General features: G+C 69.0%; 16 protein-coding genes. 9 read left to right on the forward strand and 7 right to left on the reverse strand.

What is annotated here, in order from left to right; genetic code table 11:
* Window positions 1-112: 112 nt before the first annotated feature.
* The 5 genes from lpxA to QHF83_RS22130 all read right to left on the reverse strand — a co-directional run bounded on the left by lpxA (window position 113) and on the right by QHF83_RS22130 (window position 5,213).
* The gene (gene lpxA, locus QHF83_RS22110; protein ID WP_282419880.1) at window positions 113-877 is read right to left on the reverse strand and encodes an acyl-ACP--UDP-N-acetylglucosamine O-acyltransferase; all 765 of its coding nucleotides are present in this window, start codon (window positions 875-877) and stop codon (window positions 113-115) included.
* 118 nt (window positions 878-995) lie between these two features.
* On the reverse strand, window positions 996-1,823 hold the full coding sequence (locus tag QHF83_RS22115) for an SIMPL domain-containing protein (protein ID WP_282419881.1): 828 nt from the start codon (window positions 1,821-1,823) through the stop codon (window positions 996-998).
* Window positions 1,824-2,029: 206 nt separating this feature from the next.
* Complete coding sequence (locus QHF83_RS22120; protein ID WP_282419882.1) at window positions 2,030-3,745, reverse strand: protein kinase; 1,716 nt, start codon at window positions 3,743-3,745, stop codon at window positions 2,030-2,032.
* An 8-nt stretch (window positions 3,746-3,753) separates the two neighbouring features.
* The gene (locus QHF83_RS22125; protein ID WP_282419883.1) at window positions 3,754-4,392 is read right to left on the reverse strand and encodes a hypothetical protein; all 639 of its coding nucleotides are present in this window, start codon (window positions 4,390-4,392) and stop codon (window positions 3,754-3,756) included.
* Between the two features lie 113 nt (window positions 4,393-4,505).
* Complete coding sequence (locus QHF83_RS22130) at window positions 4,506-5,213, reverse strand: hypothetical protein (protein WP_282419884.1); 708 nt, start codon at window positions 5,211-5,213, stop codon at window positions 4,506-4,508.
* A 244-nt stretch (window positions 5,214-5,457) separates the two neighbouring features.
* Here QHF83_RS22130 and glgC point away from each other — a divergent pair, with 244 nt between their 5' ends.
* From glgC to QHF83_RS22165, 7 genes are all read left to right on the forward strand, one after another.
* Entirely contained in the window at window positions 5,458-6,723 is a 1,266-nt protein-coding gene (glgC, locus tag QHF83_RS22135; RefSeq protein WP_272419704.1) for a glucose-1-phosphate adenylyltransferase, read from the forward strand.
* Window positions 6,724-6,732: 9 nt separating this feature from the next.
* Window positions 6,733-7,422 carry a metallophosphoesterase gene (locus QHF83_RS22140; RefSeq protein ID WP_282419885.1) on the forward strand — a complete coding sequence of 230 codons (690 nt, stop codon included), beginning with the start codon at window positions 6,733-6,735 and terminating at the stop codon, window positions 7,420-7,422.
* A gap of 56 nt (window positions 7,423-7,478) precedes the next feature.
* Entirely contained in the window at window positions 7,479-8,381 is a 903-nt protein-coding gene (locus QHF83_RS22145) for a hypothetical protein (protein WP_282419886.1), read from the forward strand.
* Window positions 8,382-8,432: 51 nt separating this feature from the next.
* Entirely contained in the window at window positions 8,433-9,329 is an 897-nt protein-coding gene (locus QHF83_RS22150; protein ID WP_282419887.1) for a 50S ribosomal protein L11 methyltransferase, read from the forward strand.
* Complete coding sequence (locus QHF83_RS22155; RefSeq protein ID WP_282419888.1) at window positions 9,326-10,054, forward strand: 16S rRNA (uracil(1498)-N(3))-methyltransferase; 729 nt, start codon at window positions 9,326-9,328, stop codon at window positions 10,052-10,054. The genes QHF83_RS22150 and QHF83_RS22155 overlap by 4 nt, the downstream gene beginning before the upstream one ends.
* A 98-nt stretch (window positions 10,055-10,152) precedes the next feature.
* Window positions 10,153-11,700: a sensor histidine kinase gene (locus QHF83_RS22160; protein ID WP_282419889.1), complete on the forward strand. Its 1,548-nt coding sequence runs from the start codon at window positions 10,153-10,155 to the stop codon at window positions 11,698-11,700.
* Between the two features lie 5 nt (window positions 11,701-11,705).
* Window positions 11,706-12,629: a response regulator gene (locus QHF83_RS22165; protein ID WP_282419958.1), complete on the forward strand. Its 924-nt coding sequence runs from the start codon at window positions 11,706-11,708 to the stop codon at window positions 12,627-12,629.
* A 7-nt stretch (window positions 12,630-12,636) separates the two neighbouring features.
* Here QHF83_RS22165 and QHF83_RS22170 read toward each other — a convergent pair whose 3' ends face one another.
* Together QHF83_RS22170 and QHF83_RS22175 are read right to left on the reverse strand one after the other, a co-directional pair.
* Window positions 12,637-14,115 carry an STAS domain-containing protein gene (locus QHF83_RS22170; protein WP_282419890.1) on the reverse strand — a complete coding sequence of 493 codons (1,479 nt, stop codon included), beginning with the start codon at window positions 14,113-14,115 and terminating at the stop codon, window positions 12,637-12,639.
* Window positions 14,116-14,215: 100 nt separating this feature from the next.
* Window positions 14,216-15,871: an FAD-dependent oxidoreductase gene (locus QHF83_RS22175; RefSeq protein WP_282419891.1), complete on the reverse strand. Its 1,656-nt coding sequence runs from the start codon at window positions 15,869-15,871 to the stop codon at window positions 14,216-14,218.
* 244 nt (window positions 15,872-16,115) lie between these two features.
* On the opposite strand from QHF83_RS22175, the gene QHF83_RS22180 reads away from it, so the two are divergent.
* Together QHF83_RS22180 and QHF83_RS22185 are read left to right on the forward strand one after the other, a co-directional pair.
* Window positions 16,116-17,420, forward strand: a complete 1,305-nt coding sequence (locus tag QHF83_RS22180) for a ferritin-like domain-containing protein (protein ID WP_282419892.1) — start codon at window positions 16,116-16,118, stop codon at window positions 17,418-17,420.
* A 184-nt stretch (window positions 17,421-17,604) separates the two neighbouring features.
* Window positions 17,605-18,834, forward strand: coding sequence for an amidohydrolase family protein (locus QHF83_RS22185; RefSeq protein WP_282419893.1), 1,230 nt, complete (start codon window positions 17,605-17,607; stop codon window positions 18,832-18,834).
* Window positions 18,835-18,855: the final 21 nt, after the last annotated feature.

Below are 18,855 nucleotides of genomic sequence, written 5' to 3' on the forward strand. Positions count from 1 at the left end.
GCTCCTGGACGTTCCGGGCAAACGCGCGATCGAGCGGCGGATCATCGCGGTGCCGGCGGTCTTTCGCGCGTGCAACCGACTGCGCGCTCGTTTCGACAAACCGCCGTTCACCCTAACGACGGGGCGGCGCGCGAAGGAACGCGACGAGCTCGCGGACGAACGGGTCCGGCTCGGATTCGATCCGCGCGAGGGCCTCGGCGCGCGGAAGATCCCTCACGAAGAGCGCACGAAACGCCCGCTTCAGCGCGACACGTGATTCGAGCGGCACGCCCGTTCGTTCGAGCCCGACGCGGTTCAGAGCTCGCACGCGCGCCCGGTTTCCCTCGGCGATCACGAACGGCGGCACGTCGCGCTCGACCATCGATCCGCCCGCGAGGAACGAGCGCGCGCCCACGCGGACGAACGGCGCGACAGCGACGTGACCGCCGGTCACCACATAATCCTCGAGCACGACGTGCCCCGCGAGCAGCGTCCCGTTCGCGAGCGTCACGCGATCCCCCACGATCGCGTCGTGCGCGACGTGCACGCCCACCATGAAGAGCCCCGCGCTCCCGATGCGCGTCACGCCGCCGCCATGCCCGGTGCCGCGGTGTGCTGTCACGTGCTCGCGAAATACGTTGTCGTCGCCCACGACGAGCGTGGTCGGCTCGCCCGCGTACCTTCGATCCTGCGGCGCGCCGCCGATCACCGCGAACGAATGGACCACGTTGCGGCGTCCGAGCCTGCTGCCCGCCGCGATCACCGCGTGCGCGTCGATGCGGCAGCCGTCGCCGATCTCCGCGTCGCCCTCGAGGACGGCGAACGGGCCGACGACGACGTCCGCGCCGAGCTTCGCCCCGGGATCGACGTGCGCGAGCGGATGGATCGAGACGGCCACGGGCGGCGCATTCTCGTGACCCGCGCCGCGCTTGGCAAGGCGAACGCCCGCAAAGTTGTGCCGCGCGAGGGCCGGCCGGCCGAAGCCTGCACGGCGCCTCGCGCGGCCCCGCGATCCGTCACGGGTTCGAGAAGTGGTAGCGCGCCGTCACGGTCGCCGTGATCGTGAGCTCACCGGGCTCGACCGTCGTCTTCAGCTCGAGCGACGCCTTCGCGATGCCCGCGTCGAGCCAGATCGGCGACAGGCGGCCCTGCGAGCCATCCAGGCTGTGCAGCCCGAGCAGCCGGACGCCCGACGAAGCCGCGAGGATCTTCGCGTTCCGCTCCGCGTCCACAGCCGCGAGGTGCAGCGCCTTGGCCTGCGCCTCCTCCGGGCGCGCGAGGAAGAACGAGATCCCCTGCACCACGTTTGCGCCCGCGCCGACGGCCGCGTCGATGACCTTCGCCGCCTGCCCTCCGAGCGCCTGCGCGTCCGCGAGCCGCAGCGTGATCGACAGCGTGTTCTGCGCGCGATAGCCGACGATCCTCGGCGCGCGGTTGGCCTCGGGCTTGTCATGGACCGGGTAGATCTGCAGCGTCGTCGTCTGCAACGTGAGGCCCTCGAGGCCGAGCTTCTCGATCGCGCTCGTCACGAGCGCCATCTTGCGCGCGAGCTCGCTCTGCGCCTGATCCAGCGTCTTCGCCTGGACCTCGACGCCGAGCTCGGCGCGCATCGCGTCCGGCTTCGCCACGATCTCGCCCTGGCCGCTCGTCGTGATGAACTCCGTGAGCTGCTCTTGCAGGACGATGTTCGACTGCGCCTTCTCGCCGACCTGCGCCCCGGCGCCGCTGCTCTTCACCTCGGCCTTGGCCTGCGAGAAAGCGGCCGGGAAAACGAACGACAGGACTCCGAGCGCCATGCCCGCGAGCCGCCGCGAGCCGCTCCGGAGACGTTTCGTCATTGCCATGATGTCCCCCCTTCACGGCGCGGAGATGGCTCTCCGCGCGTTATTTCCCATGGCGGACGAGCCGCCACGTGCAACCAGGGCGAGCGTGGGGCCCGAGCCGTGCTTTGACCAGGTGGGGACGGACGGACGGCGCTCCGAAATGGAAACAGCCCGCTACGAAGGGAAAACGTAGCGGGCCGCCTCGGGGGAAACGCAGAGCCGAGAGATTACTTGCACTTCTTGAAGAGACCGACCCCCGTGCATTTCGTGCCGGTCTTCGCCGTGCTCGTCGGCTTCGTCGTCGGCGTGGGGTTCGTCTTCGTCGTGCTACCGCCGCCGCTGCCGCTCGACTTCGCGGTGTTCGCGGCCTGCGCCGTCTCTTTCGGGGCCTCGGCGAGCTTGAATTCCTTCTCGAACTTCTTGCCGGCCTCGATCGTGATGTCTTCGCTCTGCGTGACGTACCCGGCCTTCGAGAGCTCGACCTTGTGCGCGCCCGGCGCGAGCTTGAGCTTCGATGGATCCTCGATCGCCTTGTCGTCGACCTTGATCGTGTCGCAGCCCGGGTTGCACTTGATCGCGACCTCGACCTCCTCGGCCGCGGGCGGCGGCGTGGGCGGCGGCGTCTCGCCCGTGCTCGGGGGCGCCGCGGTGCTGTCACCGGTCGTGGTCGGCGCGCCCGTCGGCGTGATGGCGATCGGCGCGTTCGGGTCGTCGCCCTCTTTCTTGTCCTTGCCGCCCGCGATGATGAACGCGCCCACCGCGCCGCCGATGAGCAGCACGGCCGCGACGCCGATGATGATCGGCAGCTTCTTCGAGCCGCCGCCGGCATCCATCGGCAGGCGCGGCGCCGCCGTCGTCGGCGCCGCCGGGCCGGGGCCCATGCCCATGCCCATGTCCGCGTTCGTCGGTCCGCCCGGACCCATGCCGGGACCACCCATGCCGCCTCCGGGCGGAGGCGGCGGCGGGTAGCCCGAGCCATCATTCGCGCCGACGGGCTGGTACACCGGCACCGCGGCCGTCGGGCCCATCGGATCGGCGCCGCCGATCGCGGGGAACGCGATGGTCGCGCTCGTGGCCATCTCGGGCATGTTCGCCGCGGCGGAGAAGGCCACGGCGAGCTCGCTGGCCTGGCGGAAGCGCTCGTTCGGATCGAGCGCGAGCGCGCGATTGAACACCGCGTCGAGCACGGGCGAGACCATCGCGCCGAGCTCCTGCGCGCGCTGCGACGCGGGCTGGCGAGGGCCGACGAGCTCGTGTTGCCACGAGGCGAGGTCGGGCTGCGCGCCCTGGCAGGAGCGCCAGTACGGCCGGCCCGTGAGCGCGTAGAAGAGCACGAGGCCCATCGCGAACACGTCGGCCGCGGGGCCCGCGGGCGCGCCGCCTTGCATTTGCTCGGGCGCGACCCAGGGCGCGGCGATCGCGTAGCCCTCGTTCGTCTGGACGTAGCTCCGCGCGAGGCCCGCGCCGAAGTCCATGATGCGCACGGCGAAGCCTTGCGGCGCGACGAACACGTTCGTCGGCTTGAGCGCGTGATGCATGAGCTGCCGCACGTGGGCGTTGTCCAGCGTGCGCGCCATGTTCTGCGCGATCTGCGCGACCTCCTGCGGCGAGAGCGGGCGCTGCGAGACGAGCTGCGCGAGTGACGGCGTCGGTGACAGCTCCGTCACCGTGAAGGGCGCGGCGGTCTGCGGATCATAACCCGCGTCGAGGACCGGCAGCACGGCGTCGGGCGGCAGCCCGTTCGTCGCCGTGTAGATCTGCTCGATCATCGTCATCACTTCGGGGCGCTGCGCGATGTTCGGCGAGTAGATACGCACCGCCATCGCGCGCCCCGTCGCGTCGATGACGCGGTAGGTGGCCGAGGAGCCGCCGTTGCCCAGGAGGGCCTGGACCGAGTATTTTCCCGCGATGACGTAGCCGGGGGAGAGCTGGGGCGCGGTCACGACGTTCCTTATTCGGCCTTGATGGACTCGATCGCCTTGCTCACCGCGCCCATGCCGGCCTCGTCATCGTCGGCCGCGAAGCCCAGGCCGAGCAGCGCGGGTTCGCCGTCCTTGAGCGGCGCCTGCAGCACGAGCAGCGTGCCCTTCTTCTTCGCGCGCTCCGAGCCCGCCGCGGTCCAGACGTTGAGCTTGACGCCGTTGACCTCTTGCGTGTTGTCGGGCTTCTTCCAGTTGACCTTGTAGCCCTTCGGCAGGGTGACGGTGGTCGTCTTGATGAGCTCCGCGAGCGCCGCTTCACGCGCCGCAGCGTCCTTCTTCGCGTCCTTGTCCGGCGTGTACGAGCCGAACACGACGATCGCGCCCTCCTCCGAGGCCTGCGCGATCGTCTGCGCCTCGCCTTGCGCGTACGTCCACTTCTCGGCGGGTTGGAAGACGACCTTGGCGCTCTTGACCGTCGCCGTCGTGCCCTGCTTGGCGGCGCACTTTTCGTCGAGCGACTCGCACTTGGGCGGGGGCGGCGGCGTCTCGACGGTTTTCTCGGCGCCATCGCCTTCCGGCGGCTTGGGTTCGGGCGTGTTCCCGCCGCAGGCCGCGGCCACGAGAAGCAGTGCGAGGGGAGCGATTGCTTTGAAGGTGCGGTAGACCATGCGCAAATCCGAGCGTGTCAGATGCCGGCCGGCGTCCGCAAGTATTTCGGGTCTCGCCCCCCCCACCTTCGCCGCCGGATCCTGGGGCGCGGGGAGCGCTCGGGAGACGAAGCTCAGGGCTTCTTCTTCATGCCGGGCAGGTAGGCCTTCTCCGGCGCCTGCTCGAGGAACTCGATCTTCTCGGCCGTCATGATCCCGTACTTCGGGTTCGCGGCGGCGCCCGAGCTCGCCTTCGTGAACGTCACCGCGTAGGTGCCCGTCACCTTGACCTTCGCCCCGACATTGGGGATCGGGTTCGGCAGGTCCGCGCCCCAGAACTCGTCGGCGAGCTTCGCCTCGCCTTCCTTGCCCTTCGGCTGCTTGTCGATCGCCTCGATCAGCGTGAAGACCTGGGCGAAGTTCGAGGCCCAGCCCATGACGTCGATCATGTCCTTCGTCTCGCCCTTCTCGTCCGCGATCGCGAAGGTCGGGATCGGCGCCTTGCAGTCCGGCGGATCGCCCTTGCCCGTCTTGTGGATCGAGCACGCAGGCGCGTCGGCGTAGTTCGTCTTGACGATGTAGCCGACGATCGAGACCTGCTTCGCGTTGACGTCCTCGAAGTGCACGCGGCTGCGGAGATCGTGCGTGATGCCCCAGACCGTGTACGCGCCGTCCGGCGTCTTCTTCTGCTTCTGCGGGAGCGTCGGCACGGCGGGCATCGAGGCCTTCTTGCCGCTGACGGCGGGCTTGGCCTTGTACGGCTCCTCCGACGGCCCGCAGCCGAGCACGGCCGAGCCTGTCACGGAGGCGAGGGCGAAAACGAGTGCATGTCGGACGTTCATGAGTCTCTCCGGGCCGCTCGAGGGTACGCCCTCGGGCACAGGCTGCCGCCCTGGGCAGGGGGATTGGGCTGGAAAGGGCTAACACGATGGCGCACGGCGCGTAAAGAGATTCGCCGAAGGAGGGGAGCCGAGGCGCCTCGGTCCCTCATAATGAGGCGCTCGAGCAGGCCGACAGGCCCGTCCAAACCTGCTGGCGACGTCGAGCGTCGCCTGGGCCACGAAGGTAGGGTAGTCTCCACGAACCATGCGCGAGACGAAGCTGCGCGCCCCGTTCGAGACTTCACGCGTCCTCGTCATGATCCTGGCGGGTGGAGAGGGCCGGAGGCTCGGTCCTCTCACGTCGGATCGCGCCAAGCCGGCGGTTCCGTTCGGCGGGCGCTACCGGATCATCGACATCGTCCTCTCGAACTTCGTCAACTCGGGGCTGCACAAGATCAAGATCCTCACGCAGTACAAGAGCGCGTCGCTCGACGAGCACATCGCGCGTGCGTGGCGCCTGTCGCCGATGCTCGACAACTTCATCGAGACGATCCCGGCGCAGCAGCGCACCGGCAAGAGCTGGTTCAAGGGCTCGGCCGACGCCGTCTACCAGACCCAGCACGTCATCACGGACGAGTCGCCCACGCACGTCTGCATCTTCGGCGGCGACCACGTCTACAAGATGGACATGCGCCAGATGCTCGACGAGCACCTCGAGCGCTCTGCCGAGGTCACGGTCGCGGCCATCCCCGTCCCGCGCAAGGAGGCCACGCAGTTCGGCGTGATCGAGGCCGACGCGAGCGGCCGGATCATCGCCTTCCACGAGAAGGTCCCCGACCCGCCGCCGATGCCCGGCCACCCCGATCTCGCCCTCGCCTCGATGGGCAACTACATCTTCAACACGGGCCATCTGCTCGACGCGCTCGAGCAGGACGCGAAGAACGAGCAGAGCGCGCACGACTTCGGCCGCGACATCATCCCGTACATGGTCAAGAACGGCAGGCGCGCGTTCGTCTACGATTTCCAGACGAACCGCGTGCCCGGCGAGGACGAGGGCTCGAACGCCTACTGGCGCGACATCGGCACGATCGACGCCTACTGGGCCGCGCAGATGGATCTCATCAGCGTGCAGCCCGCCTTCAACCTCTACAACCAGCGCTGGCCGATCCGCACCGCGATGAGCCACGATCCGCCGGCGAAGTTCGTCTTCCGCGACGAGTGGAACGCGCGCGTCGGCATCGCGACCGAGAGCCTCGTCTCGCTCGGCTGCATCATCTCCGGCGGCCGCATCCATCGGAGCGTCCTTTCGAACCGCTGCCGTGTGAACTCCTTCAGCCACGTCGAGGAGAGCGTGCTCTTCGAGAATGTCGTGATCGGCAGGCATGCCAAGATCCGCCGCGCGATCATCGACAAGGACGTCGAGGTCCCGTCGGGGGCCGAGATCGGCTACAACCTCGAGGAAGACAGGAAGCGCTGGTACGTGAGCGAGGGCGGCATCGTCGTGATCCCCAAGCGCGCGAAGATCGGCTGAGCGGGAGCGATGGGTCGAACGGTCGTGGTTGGCGACCTGCACGGATGCAGGTACGAGCTCGAAGATCTGCTCAGCCACGTCGGTTTCGGCGCGGGCGATCAGCTGGTCTCCGTGGGTGATCTCGTCGTGCGCGGGCCCGATCCGGCGGGCACGATCGACGTGCTCCGCAAGCTCCAGGCGCGCGCCGTGCGTGGCAACCACGAGGATCGGCTCCTGCGCTACCGGCAGATGCCTCCGAGCATCGCGCCGCAGCTCGGGAGCCTGCAGCGCGATGTCGTGCGGGCCCTGCGCCGCAAGCACTGGGAGTTCCTCGCGTCGCTGCCGCTCTGGATCGACTTGCCGGAGCACGGCCTGCGCGTCGTGCACGCCGGCGTCGATCCCGCGCTGCCGATCGAGCGCCAGAGTCCGCGTACGCTCATGTACGTGCGTTCGCTCAACGTGAGCGGCGTGCCCGAGGAGCGGCGCGGCTCGATCCTGTGGGGCGAGCGCTACGTCGGGCCGCCGCACCTCGTCTTCGGGCACAACGCCCTCGAGCGCCCGCAGATCCACCGTGACGCGACGGGCATCGACACGGGCTGCGTGTACGGCGGCCGCCTCACCGCGATGGTGCTACGCGCGGGCGAACATCCGCCTCCGCCCGAGGATCGGATGAGCGTCCTCGTGAGCGTGCCGGCGCGAAGGACCTACTACCCGCGCTGAACGAGCGATCGCACGGCGCTCGCCAACGGCGCGCGTTTCCGGCTACCCTCAGGCCCATGCGCTCCGTCTGGCTTCGCCTCGCCGCGACGCTCGCCCTCACGGCTGCTTGCCATTCTGCGTTCGTCGTCGCGACGCCCTCCCTCGCGTTTGCGCAAGCCGCTGCCAAGGGCGACAAGGCCAGCGTCACCTCGCTCATCCAGCGCGGCAGCGCGCTCTTCGACGACGCCGAATACGAAGAGTCGATCCAGACGCTCTCCGCCGCGCTCCTCCGCCCCGGCACGAGCAAGCAGGAGAAGATCGAGATCTACCGCCTGCTCGCCTACAACTACATCGTGCTCAAGCGCGTGGACGAGGCGGACGCCGCCGTGCGCGGGCTGCTCGTGCTCGACGAGACGTACACCTTGCCGCCGACCGAATCGCCGCGCTTCAAGGACTTCTTCAAGGCGACGCGCGAGAAGTGGGAGGCCGAGGGCAAGCCGGGCCGCGAGAAGATCGACTCGCCCGTGGCCGAAAAGCCGATCCGCATCATGCACACCTCGCCCGCGCAGGTGCCGCCGGGGACCTTGATCAAGCTCACGGGCCGCGTCGAGGATCCGGACGGCCGCGTGCGCGCGATGCAGCTCGCGTATCGCGCGGGCGCCGAGGGCAAGTTCGTCCTCGTGCCCGCGAGCTACACGCTCGGAGAGTTCCGCGCGCAGATCCCGAGCGACGCGGTCAAACCCCCGCTCGTCGAGTACTACCTGCAGGCGATCGACAAGGGCGGCTTGCCGCTCACCTCGCGAGGTGATGCCGCGACGCCGCTGCGGATCGCCGTGCCTGCGGCGCAGAAGAGCGGTGTCTTGTCGAGCCCGTGGTTCTGGGTGCCCGTCGGCCTCGCGGTCGTGGGCGGCGGCGTGGCTGCGACGTACTTCCTTCTCAACCAGCGGACCTCGACCGTGACGATTCGCGTGACGGAGTAGCCGATCTCGGGTGGCCCGAAGGCCCGATCCGCGCCAGAACCTCGACCTGAAATGACCGAGCCCGTTTATCCGTTCGTCGCCGTCGACGTCCCCCGCGATCGAGCCGAAGAGCTCGGCGCACACCTCTTCGATCTCGGCGCCATGGGCGTCGAGGAGCGCGACGAGCAGACGCTCGCGAAAGGCGCGGGCTCCGGACAGGTGACCCTCGTCGCGAGCTTCTCCACGCGCGAAGAAGCCGACCAGGCGATCGCGGCGCTCGTCGAGGAGGACCCCTCGCTCGCGCCGCGCATCGAGGAGATCGTGGGCGACGCCTGGCGCGACGCCTGGAAGCAGCACTTCGAGCCGTTCCAGTTCACGTCCGACATCGTCGTGGTGCCGCCGTGGGTCGCTTACGAGAAGAAGCGCGCGGACGAGCACGTGCTCGAGCTCGAGCCGGGTCGCGCCTTCGGCACGGGCCTGCATGCGACGACCGCCCTCGTCGCCGAGATTCTTCACGATCGTAAGAGCTCGCTTCCGGGCGCGCGTGTGCTCGACGTCGGCACGGGCAGCGGGATCCTCGCGCTCGTCGCGCTGATCTACGGCGCCGCGAGCGCGCTCGCGATCGACAACGACCCCGAGGTCATCGACGTCGTGCGCGAGAACGCCGAGCGCAATGGCCTCGTCGATCGCGTCGTCGTCCGCGAGCAGACGATCGAGCACGTGACCGAGACGTTCCCCGTCGTGCTCGCGAACATCGAGACGCGCGTGCTGCGTCCGATCGCGGAGGATCTTGCGCGCGCGGTCGCGCCTTCGGGGCTCTTGATCCTCTCGGGGATCCTCGCGGCCGAGCACGACGAGATCGTCGCGCGGTACACCTCGCTCGCGCGTTCGCTGCGCCACCTCGAGACGCGACGCCGCGGCGACGGCACGGGCGACGACTGGGTCGCGATCGCGTTCGCTGCGTCATGAGGGGCCCGCTGCGTGTCCCCGTCGCCCGCGTCGAGGCGGGCTCTTCGATCCTCGACGAAGACGCCTCCCGGTACGTCGCGCGCGTGCATCGCAAGCGCCTCGGCGATCGCGTGGTGCTCTTCGATCCCGACCGCGCGATCGAGGCCGACGCCGAGATCACCGCGATCGATCGCGCGAGCGTCTCCGTCGTCGTCGAGGAGCCCCGCGCGGCCACGTTCCTGCCTGCGCGCCGCGTGACGCTCCTCCAGGCCACGTGCAAGAGCGACAAGTTCGACGCCATCGTCCGTGACGCGACCGAGCTCGGCGCGAGCCGCGTGGTCCCGATCGTCGCCGAGCGATCCGTGGGCCGCCCCGCGGACGGCCGCGCGGCGCGGTGGCGCCGCATCGCGGTCGAGGCCGCGCGGCAATGTGGTCGCGGCGACGCTCCGGCGATCTCATCGCCGATGGAGCTCGTCGAGGCCGTGCAGCTCTTCGCCTCGGGCGAGGGCGTTCATGGCTTCTGCCTGGATCCCGTGGCCGACGCGCCGCTCGGCCCGGCGATCCGGCGCCTCGGCCCGGAGGTCGAGCTCGCGTTCGTCGTGGGCCCCGAGGGGGGTTTGTCGCCGGCCGAGATCGAGGCGTGCACCTCGGCCGGCCTCTCGCGTGTCTCGTTCGGCCCGCTCACGCTCCGCGCCGAGACGGTATGCGCGGCGGTGCTCGGCGGCGTGGTGCTCCTCTCGCGATAACGCCTCGCGCCGGGGACAAACGCCGCGGACAAACGCGGGCCGCGGACAAACCCCGCATCGGACTTGACAAACCCGGGCGCCCGGCATCACCTTCCGGCGTGTCTTTCCTCGACGACGTGCGCCGCACTCTCGATCGCCCGGAGGGCTCCTCGTGGGCGCTCTCGGGCCTCGGCGCGCATCGGAAGACGCTGCTCGACGCGCTCGAGGTCCTCGAGGCGCGCGGTGAGCCCGAGGAGAAAATCGAGCGCTTGCACGACGTCTGGTCCGACAAGCTCGGGGCGTTCGTCCAGGAAATGCAGCGATTGCTGGAAGGAGGCCTCGCGTTCGGCGCGAGCGCCGCGGAGCAGCATGCGCTCGTCGACGTCGCCCTCCGCCGCCGGCTCGGTTTGTCCGATTCGGCTGGCTCGCGCATCCGCGATCGCGAGCTCGATCGCCTCTCCAGCGAAGTCCTTTTCTCCATCCAGCGCCCCGAGCGCACCCCGACCCTTTGGCCCGAGCGGTATGCGCTCGAAGTGCGCGCATTGCGGCGCGCCGAGGGCGAGACGCTCCTCACGCCCATTGGCCGGCTCGTCCTCGGCCTGCCCGAGCGGGATGCCGTCCGCTGGCTGCTCGCCGTCGAGGTCGCGCAATCGCGCGGGCCCTCGGATCCTTGGCGATTGTCGCGCGCGGCCGCGGCGCGCCTCGTCGCGGCCCGCAGGCTCCGTGTCTTCTGGTATGGCAGCGAAGTGGCCGCGCATCCGCAATCGCTCGATCGTCTCGCTGCGCTCGGCCTCCTTTCGTTCGAGGACGAGGCCGAGGAGGCGCTCACCACCTACGAGCTCACCGAGAATGGCGCCGAGCTGCTCGCCGAGGTCGCCTCGGGCGATACGCCGATGGTCCTCCTCGCCGGCGCGCTCATTCAGGACGAGACGGCCGCCGTCCTCGGTCGCATTCGCGCTGCCACGACATTGATCCAGCGCGAGAGCGCCGCATTCGCCATGACGCGGCACGCGCGCATGGTCGCGCACGAGATCCGCAATGCCCTCGTCCCCGTGCGCGAGGCCATCGACGACCTCTTCGCCTCGCTCCAGCGCGACGGCCGCGGCGCGCTCGTCGATCGGCACGGCGCCACCATCACGGGCGGCGTGGATCGCATCTTCCGATTCATGACCGAAATGGCGCAGGTCGTCGAGCGCGCCGGCCCTCCGCCCGAGCCTTTCGACGTCGCGGCGGCCATCGAGGACGCGCTCGCCGCCCTCGCCGAGGAGCTCGGCCGCGTCGCGTTCTTCGACCGGCCTCGCTTCCTCCCGCCCGTTCGTGGCCGCCGGGATCGGTTCGTCCTGGCCATCGTCGATTTGCTCCGCAATGCGGCGCGCGCCCGCGACGACCGTCCGGCCGAGATTCGTGTGGCCGCCGCGCTCGACCCCGACGGCGCCATCGTCGTCACCGTCGACGACGACGGCCCGGGCGTCCCACCCGAGTATCGAAAAGCGATCTTTGCGCCCGGGTTTTCCCTGCGCCCGGGTGGGACGGGGCAGGGGCTCGCGCTCGTGCGCGAGGTCGCGCGCGCGGAGCTCGGCGGCGAGGCGCATTGTGAAGAGAGCCCGCTCGGCGGCGCTCGATTCGTCCTCCGCCTGCCCGTGGATGCCGGAAGGAGCGCCGCGTGAGACCGATGGGCCGCATTTTGATCATCGACGACGACCCGAGCTTCTTGCAGCTCTATCGCGCGCGGCTCGGCGCCGAGGGGTATCTCGTCGAGACTGCGAACGAGATCGAAACGGCGCTCGTGCGGCTCGACCAGGGCGGCTGGGACGTCGTGCTCGTCGATCAGAAGCTCGACGGCAAGACGGGCCCGGACACCGGGCTCGACCTCGTCTCCGAGGTTTCCCGACGCGCGCCGCTCGCGAAGACCATCCTCGTCACGGGGTATGCCACGGAGGCGGCGGTCACGCGTGCGTTTCAGGACGGCGCTTACGATTACCTCGAAAAAGGCCCGATCTTCCGGGTCCTCTTGCTGGCGAAACTACGCAATGCGCTCGAGGCCGTGCGGGCACACCATTACGGCGAGCTCTCCTCGGACGAGGCCGAGGCGGCGATTCGCGACACCTGGGCCGCGGCCGAGAGCGAGACGGATCCGAACCGCAAGGGCAAGCTGCTCGAAGACCTCATGGTCCTCGTCTTCAAGACGATCCCCGGCTTTCGCCACGCCTCGGCCCGGCGCCGCAACGAGGAGGAGGAGATCGACCTCGTCATTCGCAACGAGTCCACCGATCCCTTCTGGGTGAACGAACGCACCTCGTACATCCTCGCCGAATGCAAGAACTGGACGCGGCCCGCGGGCGCCACGGAGATACGGAGCTTCTTGTGGAAGCTCTCGCGCAAATTCAATCGATCCCGCCTCGGTCTTTTCATTGCGCCGGGCGGTTTTTCCGCGCCCTTGCGCAGCGATCTGCACGGCGAGCGCCGGGATGATTATCTCGTTTTGCTCATCGGAAAGGCCGACCTCCGGGAGCTCGTCCTCGCGCCGGATCGAAATGCCTTCATGAAGAAGTTGCACGAACGGGCCGTGCTCGAATTGCACGGCGAGGTCCGTTGAGAAACCGTCAGCGCTTGCGTGCGCCGATCAGCTTCCGCAGGGCCTCGGCCAGCGTCGGGTAGGTGCGGCGCGATTGCATGTCGACGCCGAGGTCCACCATCGTCTTCGCCACGCTCGGCCGGATCCCCGAGAGCAGCCCGGTCGCGCCGACGAGCTCCACGCTGCGCATCACGTTCGAGAGGTGCTGCGCCGCCTCCGCGTCGACCGTGTCCACGCCCGTCAGGTCCAGAATCACCGCGCTCGATTGCCGGCAGACGACCTCCGTGAGCAGCCGTTCGAGCAGGATGCTCGCGCGGGCCTGGTCGATCGAGCCGATGAGCGGCACGACGAGCACGCCCTGCCAGACCTCGATGATCGGGCTCGACAAACCGATGATGGCTTGCTTTTGCGATTGGATCAGCGCGACCTGCTCTTCGAGCCGCCGCTGGTTGTCCACGCGTTCCGTCACGTTCTCGGCCACGGAGTAGATACGCACCACGCGGTCGCCGAACGTGTCGCGCACGGGGATGATCGTGTTGCGCCAGTGCGTCGTGACATGCGATATCTCGGAGGCGACCTGCTCCCCAGCGAATGCCCGCTCCATGTCTGCGCGGAAGTCCTCGCGGCCGCCATAAACCTCATAGAGGTTTTTTCCGACGAGCTCGCCGGGCGCGAGGCCGAGGTCCTTGAGGCCGTTTCCCAGGGACATCTTGCACGTCCCGTCCGCGTCCATGGCCCAGATCGCGAGGGGAAGCTCCGAGAGCGCCCGGATCAAGGCCTTGGCCTGGAGGGTCTCTTCCGAGTTCTCGTTGGCGCGGAGCGAGAATCCAACGATTGCGGTGACGTCGCCGGCCGCGTCTCGTACGGGCGTGAGACGGCGTATCCAGTCGGACATGCCTTCGATGCTGTCCCCGTAGAGCTCCTCCCCTGCGAGGGCGCGCTCGGTCTCCTCGCGTGCGACCGATCCGGCGGGATAGAGCTTGAACGCATTCATGCCGACGAGCGCGCCCGGCTTGACGCCGAAGTGGGCGAGCCCCCTGCCTTCCGAGACCAGGATCGTCCCATCCTTGGCGATCGACCAGAGGATCCCCTCGAATCGATCGAAGATCTTGCCGAGGAGCACGCTCCGGAGCGGGACGGGCTCGTCTTTCGTGAGGAGCGGCGCCAGTTGCGCTGGAACGTCCGCGCGGGGCTCCGCGGGGCCGTCCCTCCGAACGCATACTCCGCCGTTCCCGACCGACCACGCGGTCCAGCGTTTCGTCATGCCTGCCGCGGGGCGCGCCAAAAACATCGATTTCGTCGATTGCCCATCCGCCACGGCCGCGCAGGCCGATGATACAACGCTCCGATCCACCGGATCGAAGAGCGCGAGCAGCGATGAGGCCTCGCCGAGCTCTGCGCGGGCCGCTTCATTTCGCGCCACCACGACGTCGCCCTCGACGAGCAGCAGTGGATCCGGGCACCCGTCGAACATCCCGCCGAGGTGGCGGTGTATGTCCCCTACCATGGGCCCGGATTTAACAGAGATGCGAGAGGGATACAACCCGAGGCGTCCTCCGAGCGCGCGTGATACGAACAACACGGAGGTCCCCCATGAATCCGGCCGTTCAGAGCGGGTGCACAGGCTCGTGCGCCGCATTCTTGCCGGCGAGGAAGCCGAAGACGAGGGCGGGTCCGATCGTCCCGCCCGCGCCCCAGTATCCGCGGCCGGCCGGCGATGCAATGCAATTGCCGGCGCCGAAGAGGCCGGGGATCTCCGAGCCGTCGGGGCGGAGCACGTGCCCGTCCGTCCCGACGATCGGGCCGCCGCACGTATCGAGCGTCCCGGCGCCGAGGATCACCGCGTAATAAGGCCCGCTCGTCGACATCGGGTGCATCGTGCGATTCGTGGTCACGCTGCGCGACGGCCCTTGCCAGGCATTTTCGAAGGACGTGGCGCCACGCTGGAAATCGAGGTCCACGCCCGTCGCGGCGAATCCATTGAAGCGCGTGATCGTGGCCTCGAGGTTCGTCACGAAATTCGGATCGAGCGCCGCGGTGGGCACCACGGCGCTCGCCGCGAACCGCTGGCCGCGCAGCGCATCGAGTCGCGCGTCGATCGCTGCGGCGAGCTCCGCGCGTGTATTCGCCTTGATGACGAACGAGGGCAATGTCCCCGGCGTCGGCACGACGCCGCGCCACGGCCAGGCCGTCGGCTCCTGGGCCACGGCCTCGTCCCAGATCATGAACTGGAGGAGGTTCGGCTCATCGGTCCCGAGCGCCAGGAAATGGCTCTGCGCCCGGATGTGGTAAGGCATCTTCTCGTTGACGCAGCGGCGCCCGTACTTGTTGACGAGGATCGTGCTGTCGCCGTAGACGCTGAATGCGATGGCGCCGAGGTTCGTCACGTGGCCATTCTGCGCCGCGGCTTCCTCGATCGCGAGCTGGAAGTAAAATCCATTCGATAGATTCCCGAACGCGGCGCCGAGGCTCGCCGCGATGTCCAGGAAATCGCCCTTGCCCGTGGGGACGCTGCCGGTGCCGAAGAGCGGCCCGCGTTGCAACCCGAGCACTTTTTCGCGCGTATGGGAAAAACCGCCGGTCGCGAACACGACCGCGCGCCGCGCCCGCGCCCGCTTGCGAACGCCGTTGTGCTCGATCTCCACGCCGACCACCTCACCGTCCTTCTTCTGGATCGCGCCGACGACCCGGTGTTTCGTGCGAATGGGCACGTGCCTCGCGTCGAGCCAATCGATCATCGACTGCGTCAGAAGGAAACCCGGCCATCCGGCCAGGCCCGGAGGCGCATTGCCGAGCACGCGGCCATAAGGAGAGACGTTCTCGGGCAGGCCGGCGTGGTAGTCCGGATCCGCGATCGGGCTCGGAGAGAAGCCGAATCCCGGGTAGATGTAGGGGAACAGGGCGCCGAGCTGCGTGAGCTCGTCGATCACGTCGGAGCCGCGATCGTAGAACGTGGCGAGGAGGTCGTACTCGCGTTTCGGCAGGCCGAGCCGCGGCGCTGCCGGGTCGTAGAGCGACGGATAGGAGAGGCGGGCCATGAGCTTCAGCGCGTCGGGACGCGGATCCGTGAGGCCCTGCGCCCGCATCAGCGAGTTGTTGGGGATCCAGAATGCGCCGCCCGATATCGAGGTGGTCCCCCCGGGCTCGGGACCCGCCTCCAGCAAGAGCACGGATACGCCCTCGTGCACGGCTGCCACCGCTGCGGCGAGCGCCGCGCCACCAGCCCCCACGATCACCACGTCCGCATCATAGTGCCATGTCATGCGAGTGCTCCCTGTTCGAGGAACGAGTCAAAGATCCGGCCAGGATTGATCCATCTAACCGATATCACCCCACGCCCGCGGAGAATTTCCGTCCAGTGAGCACGATTTTGCTCCCGTTGCCATTTTGTGCCAGGGATGCGCGCCATGGAGCGTCAGGAGTGCCAGGGGGTTTTCGGCGGCCGTCGCGAAAAGCCGCGCTTCCCCGGCTGGAACGGCCCTTGCCGTGCCGGGGGTCGAGGTGCTCATGGCCAGGTCCAATCGAGTCGGCAGAATTCTGCGTCACGTCCTTTCTCTCTCGATCGCCCCCGCCGCCGTCGCTTGCGGGATCGATACCGATGGCTTCACCGCGGTCACGTGCGGGTCCGATCGTTACCTCTCCGATTTGCGGACCGCCGAGGAGCTCGATTACATGGAGCTCATCAACATCGGCGAGGGAACGTCGGACGAGCGGCGCGTGGTCGCGACCTCCGGGGACAAGTGCGGCTCCGCGAGCAACGTCGCCATGTGCGAGGCCGCGATCGCAGCCGCCACGTCGTCCCAAGGTTTTCGTATCGGCCAGTGCGTCGATTCTTGCCCGCGCCACATCCTGGTCACGAACAAAGGCGACGAGGTCAAGGTCCTCGATACGAAGGAGGCCGTCCTCGCCTTGATCCGACCCATCGACACGGCCGGCGAGGCCGTGCTCGCCGCCGAGCTCGCGGAGTATCACGTCGCCTGCGACAACACGGACGAGGGCGGCGTCCGGGCCTCGGGCTCCGGCTTCGACGTGCTCGGCACGAGATACACCGAGGTCTGCGATCCGATCGAGCGCGAGCTCTACCTCCTCGGCATCAATGCCGACGGGAACGTCCAGGAGATCGACTCCGAGGTCGTCGAATGGGAGTCCGGCACCTGCATTGGCCGGCGCCCCGCGGGGCTCGCGCGCCGCAAAGCCCGCGGCTCGACACGCGTGGGCGTATATCTCGCGAGCGTCGCGCACCTCGAAGCCGCGAGCGTCGACGCGTTCGAGGCTCTCGCCGCGGAGCTCGCCCATCACGGCGCGCCGCGCGCGCTCATCGAGCGTGCCGGTATCGCGCGTCGCGACGAGGTCCGGCACGCGCGGGTGATGCGCAGGCTCGCGTCGCGTCATGGCGGGCAATTCCGCGCCCCGAGCGTCGCGAAGCAAGCCCCGCGCTCGCTCGAGGCCATCGCGCTCGACAATGCCGTCGAGGGTTGCGTGCGCGAGACGTTCGGCGCGCTCGTCGGCATGTGGCAAGCCCGCGTCGCGAAGGATCCTGCCGTCCGCCGCGCCATGCGCCGCATCGCGCTCGACGAGGCCCGGCATGCCTCGCTCGCGTGGGCCATCGACGAATGGATTCGTCCGCATCTCGACGACGCGGCGCGAGAAAGGGTGGAAGCCGCGCGTCGGAATACGCTCGAAATCGTGGCGGCCGAGGAGCGGGCTGGAAATGACCCCGAGCTCGTCTCGACCCTGGGCCTACCCGATGGTCCTGCCGGCGAGCGGCTCGCTCTTCATTTCAAGGAAGCCGTACTCGCGCTCGCGGCGTGAAGCGCGGACGATGGGCTCGCGGGGCCGCCGCGCGGACTTAGATTTCCTGGGCGGGCGCGCTATCGTGGCGCGTTTGCCCAGGAGGTCCACGATGCCCCGGATTGTCAGGATGTTGTGCATCACCGCCGTCGCGGGCGGTTGCGTCGGAGCCCCGGCGATCGCACAGCACGATATCGGTGGACGGATGGATTTCCTCCCGCCCGCGCGGGAAGTGAATCGCCTCGCCGAGGCCCCTCCTGGCCGAACCCTGGCCATCACGGGCGCGACGCTCTTCGATGGTCGCGGCGCGCCGCCCGTGCCCGACGCGGTGGTCGTCGTCCGCGAAGGACGAATCCTCGCCGTCGGTCCGCGCGTCGCCGTGGAAATCCCCGCGGGCGCGGAGATCGTCGATGCGACGGGACAATCCGTTTTGCCCGGCCTCATCGACGCCCATTTTCACCTCGATGGCGACATTCCCCTGCCGTCCCTGTTCCTCCAGCGCGGCGTGACGTCCCTGCGCGACCCGGGCGCATGGATCGAGGCGTATGACCCGGTGCGCTCTTCCTCCGCACCGATCCCGCGCCTCTTTTTGACCGGACCCCACCTCGACGCGCCGCCGCCCGCGCACCCGAAGGACGCGCTCATCGTCCTCGATCCGGCCGAGGCGCGCGCCGCCGTCCATCGCCTCGCAGACCAGGGCGCGTCGGCCATCAAGGTTTATTATCGATTGCCCCTCGCCACCATCCGGGCCGTCAACGAGGCCGCCCACGAGCGGGGCCTCATCACGACGGCGCACCTCGAAATCGTGGACGCGGGCGACGCCGTGCGCGCTGGGCTCGACGGCGTCGAGCACGTCACCTCGTTCGGCACCGCGATCGCACCGCTGCGCGAGGCCGAGGCTTTCCGGCAGGCCGTCCTCGCGGACAACGCCGCCCGCGGCCCGGGTCGTTATGCGCTCTGGAGCAACGTCGATCTGGATTCCCCGCGCGTCCGCGCGATCCTCGACCTGCTAATCTCCGAGGGCACGTTCTTCACGCCCACGCTCGCCATTTTCGAGCGCCGCCCGGGCGATCGAGATAGCAATGACGCCGAGGCCCGCGCCTTCACCAAGATGCTCGGCTTCGTCCGCCGCGCGCATGGCGCCGGCGTCCGGATCGTGGTCGGCTCCCATTCCGACGTGCCCCACGCCGAGCGCGGAGGCGCATACGTCCGCGAATTGGAACTTCTCCACGAGGCCGGCCTCTCGCGGGGTGAGGTCCTCTCGGCCGCCACGCTGGAGAATGCGAGATTCTTTCGTATCCAGGACCGGCTGGGGAGCCTCGAACCCGGTAAAATCGCCGATTTGATCCTCGTCGGCGGCAACCCCGGCGAGGACCTCTCCGCCATGCGCGACGTCCGCCGGGTCATGCTGAACGGGGTATGGGTCAGGCCTTGAGCGCCCCGGCGCGTGGGTCGA

It is taken from the genome of Polyangium sp. 15x6 (assembly GCF_029960785.1).
Lineage (GTDB): Bacteria > Myxococcota_A > Polyangia > Polyangiales > Polyangiaceae > Polyangium.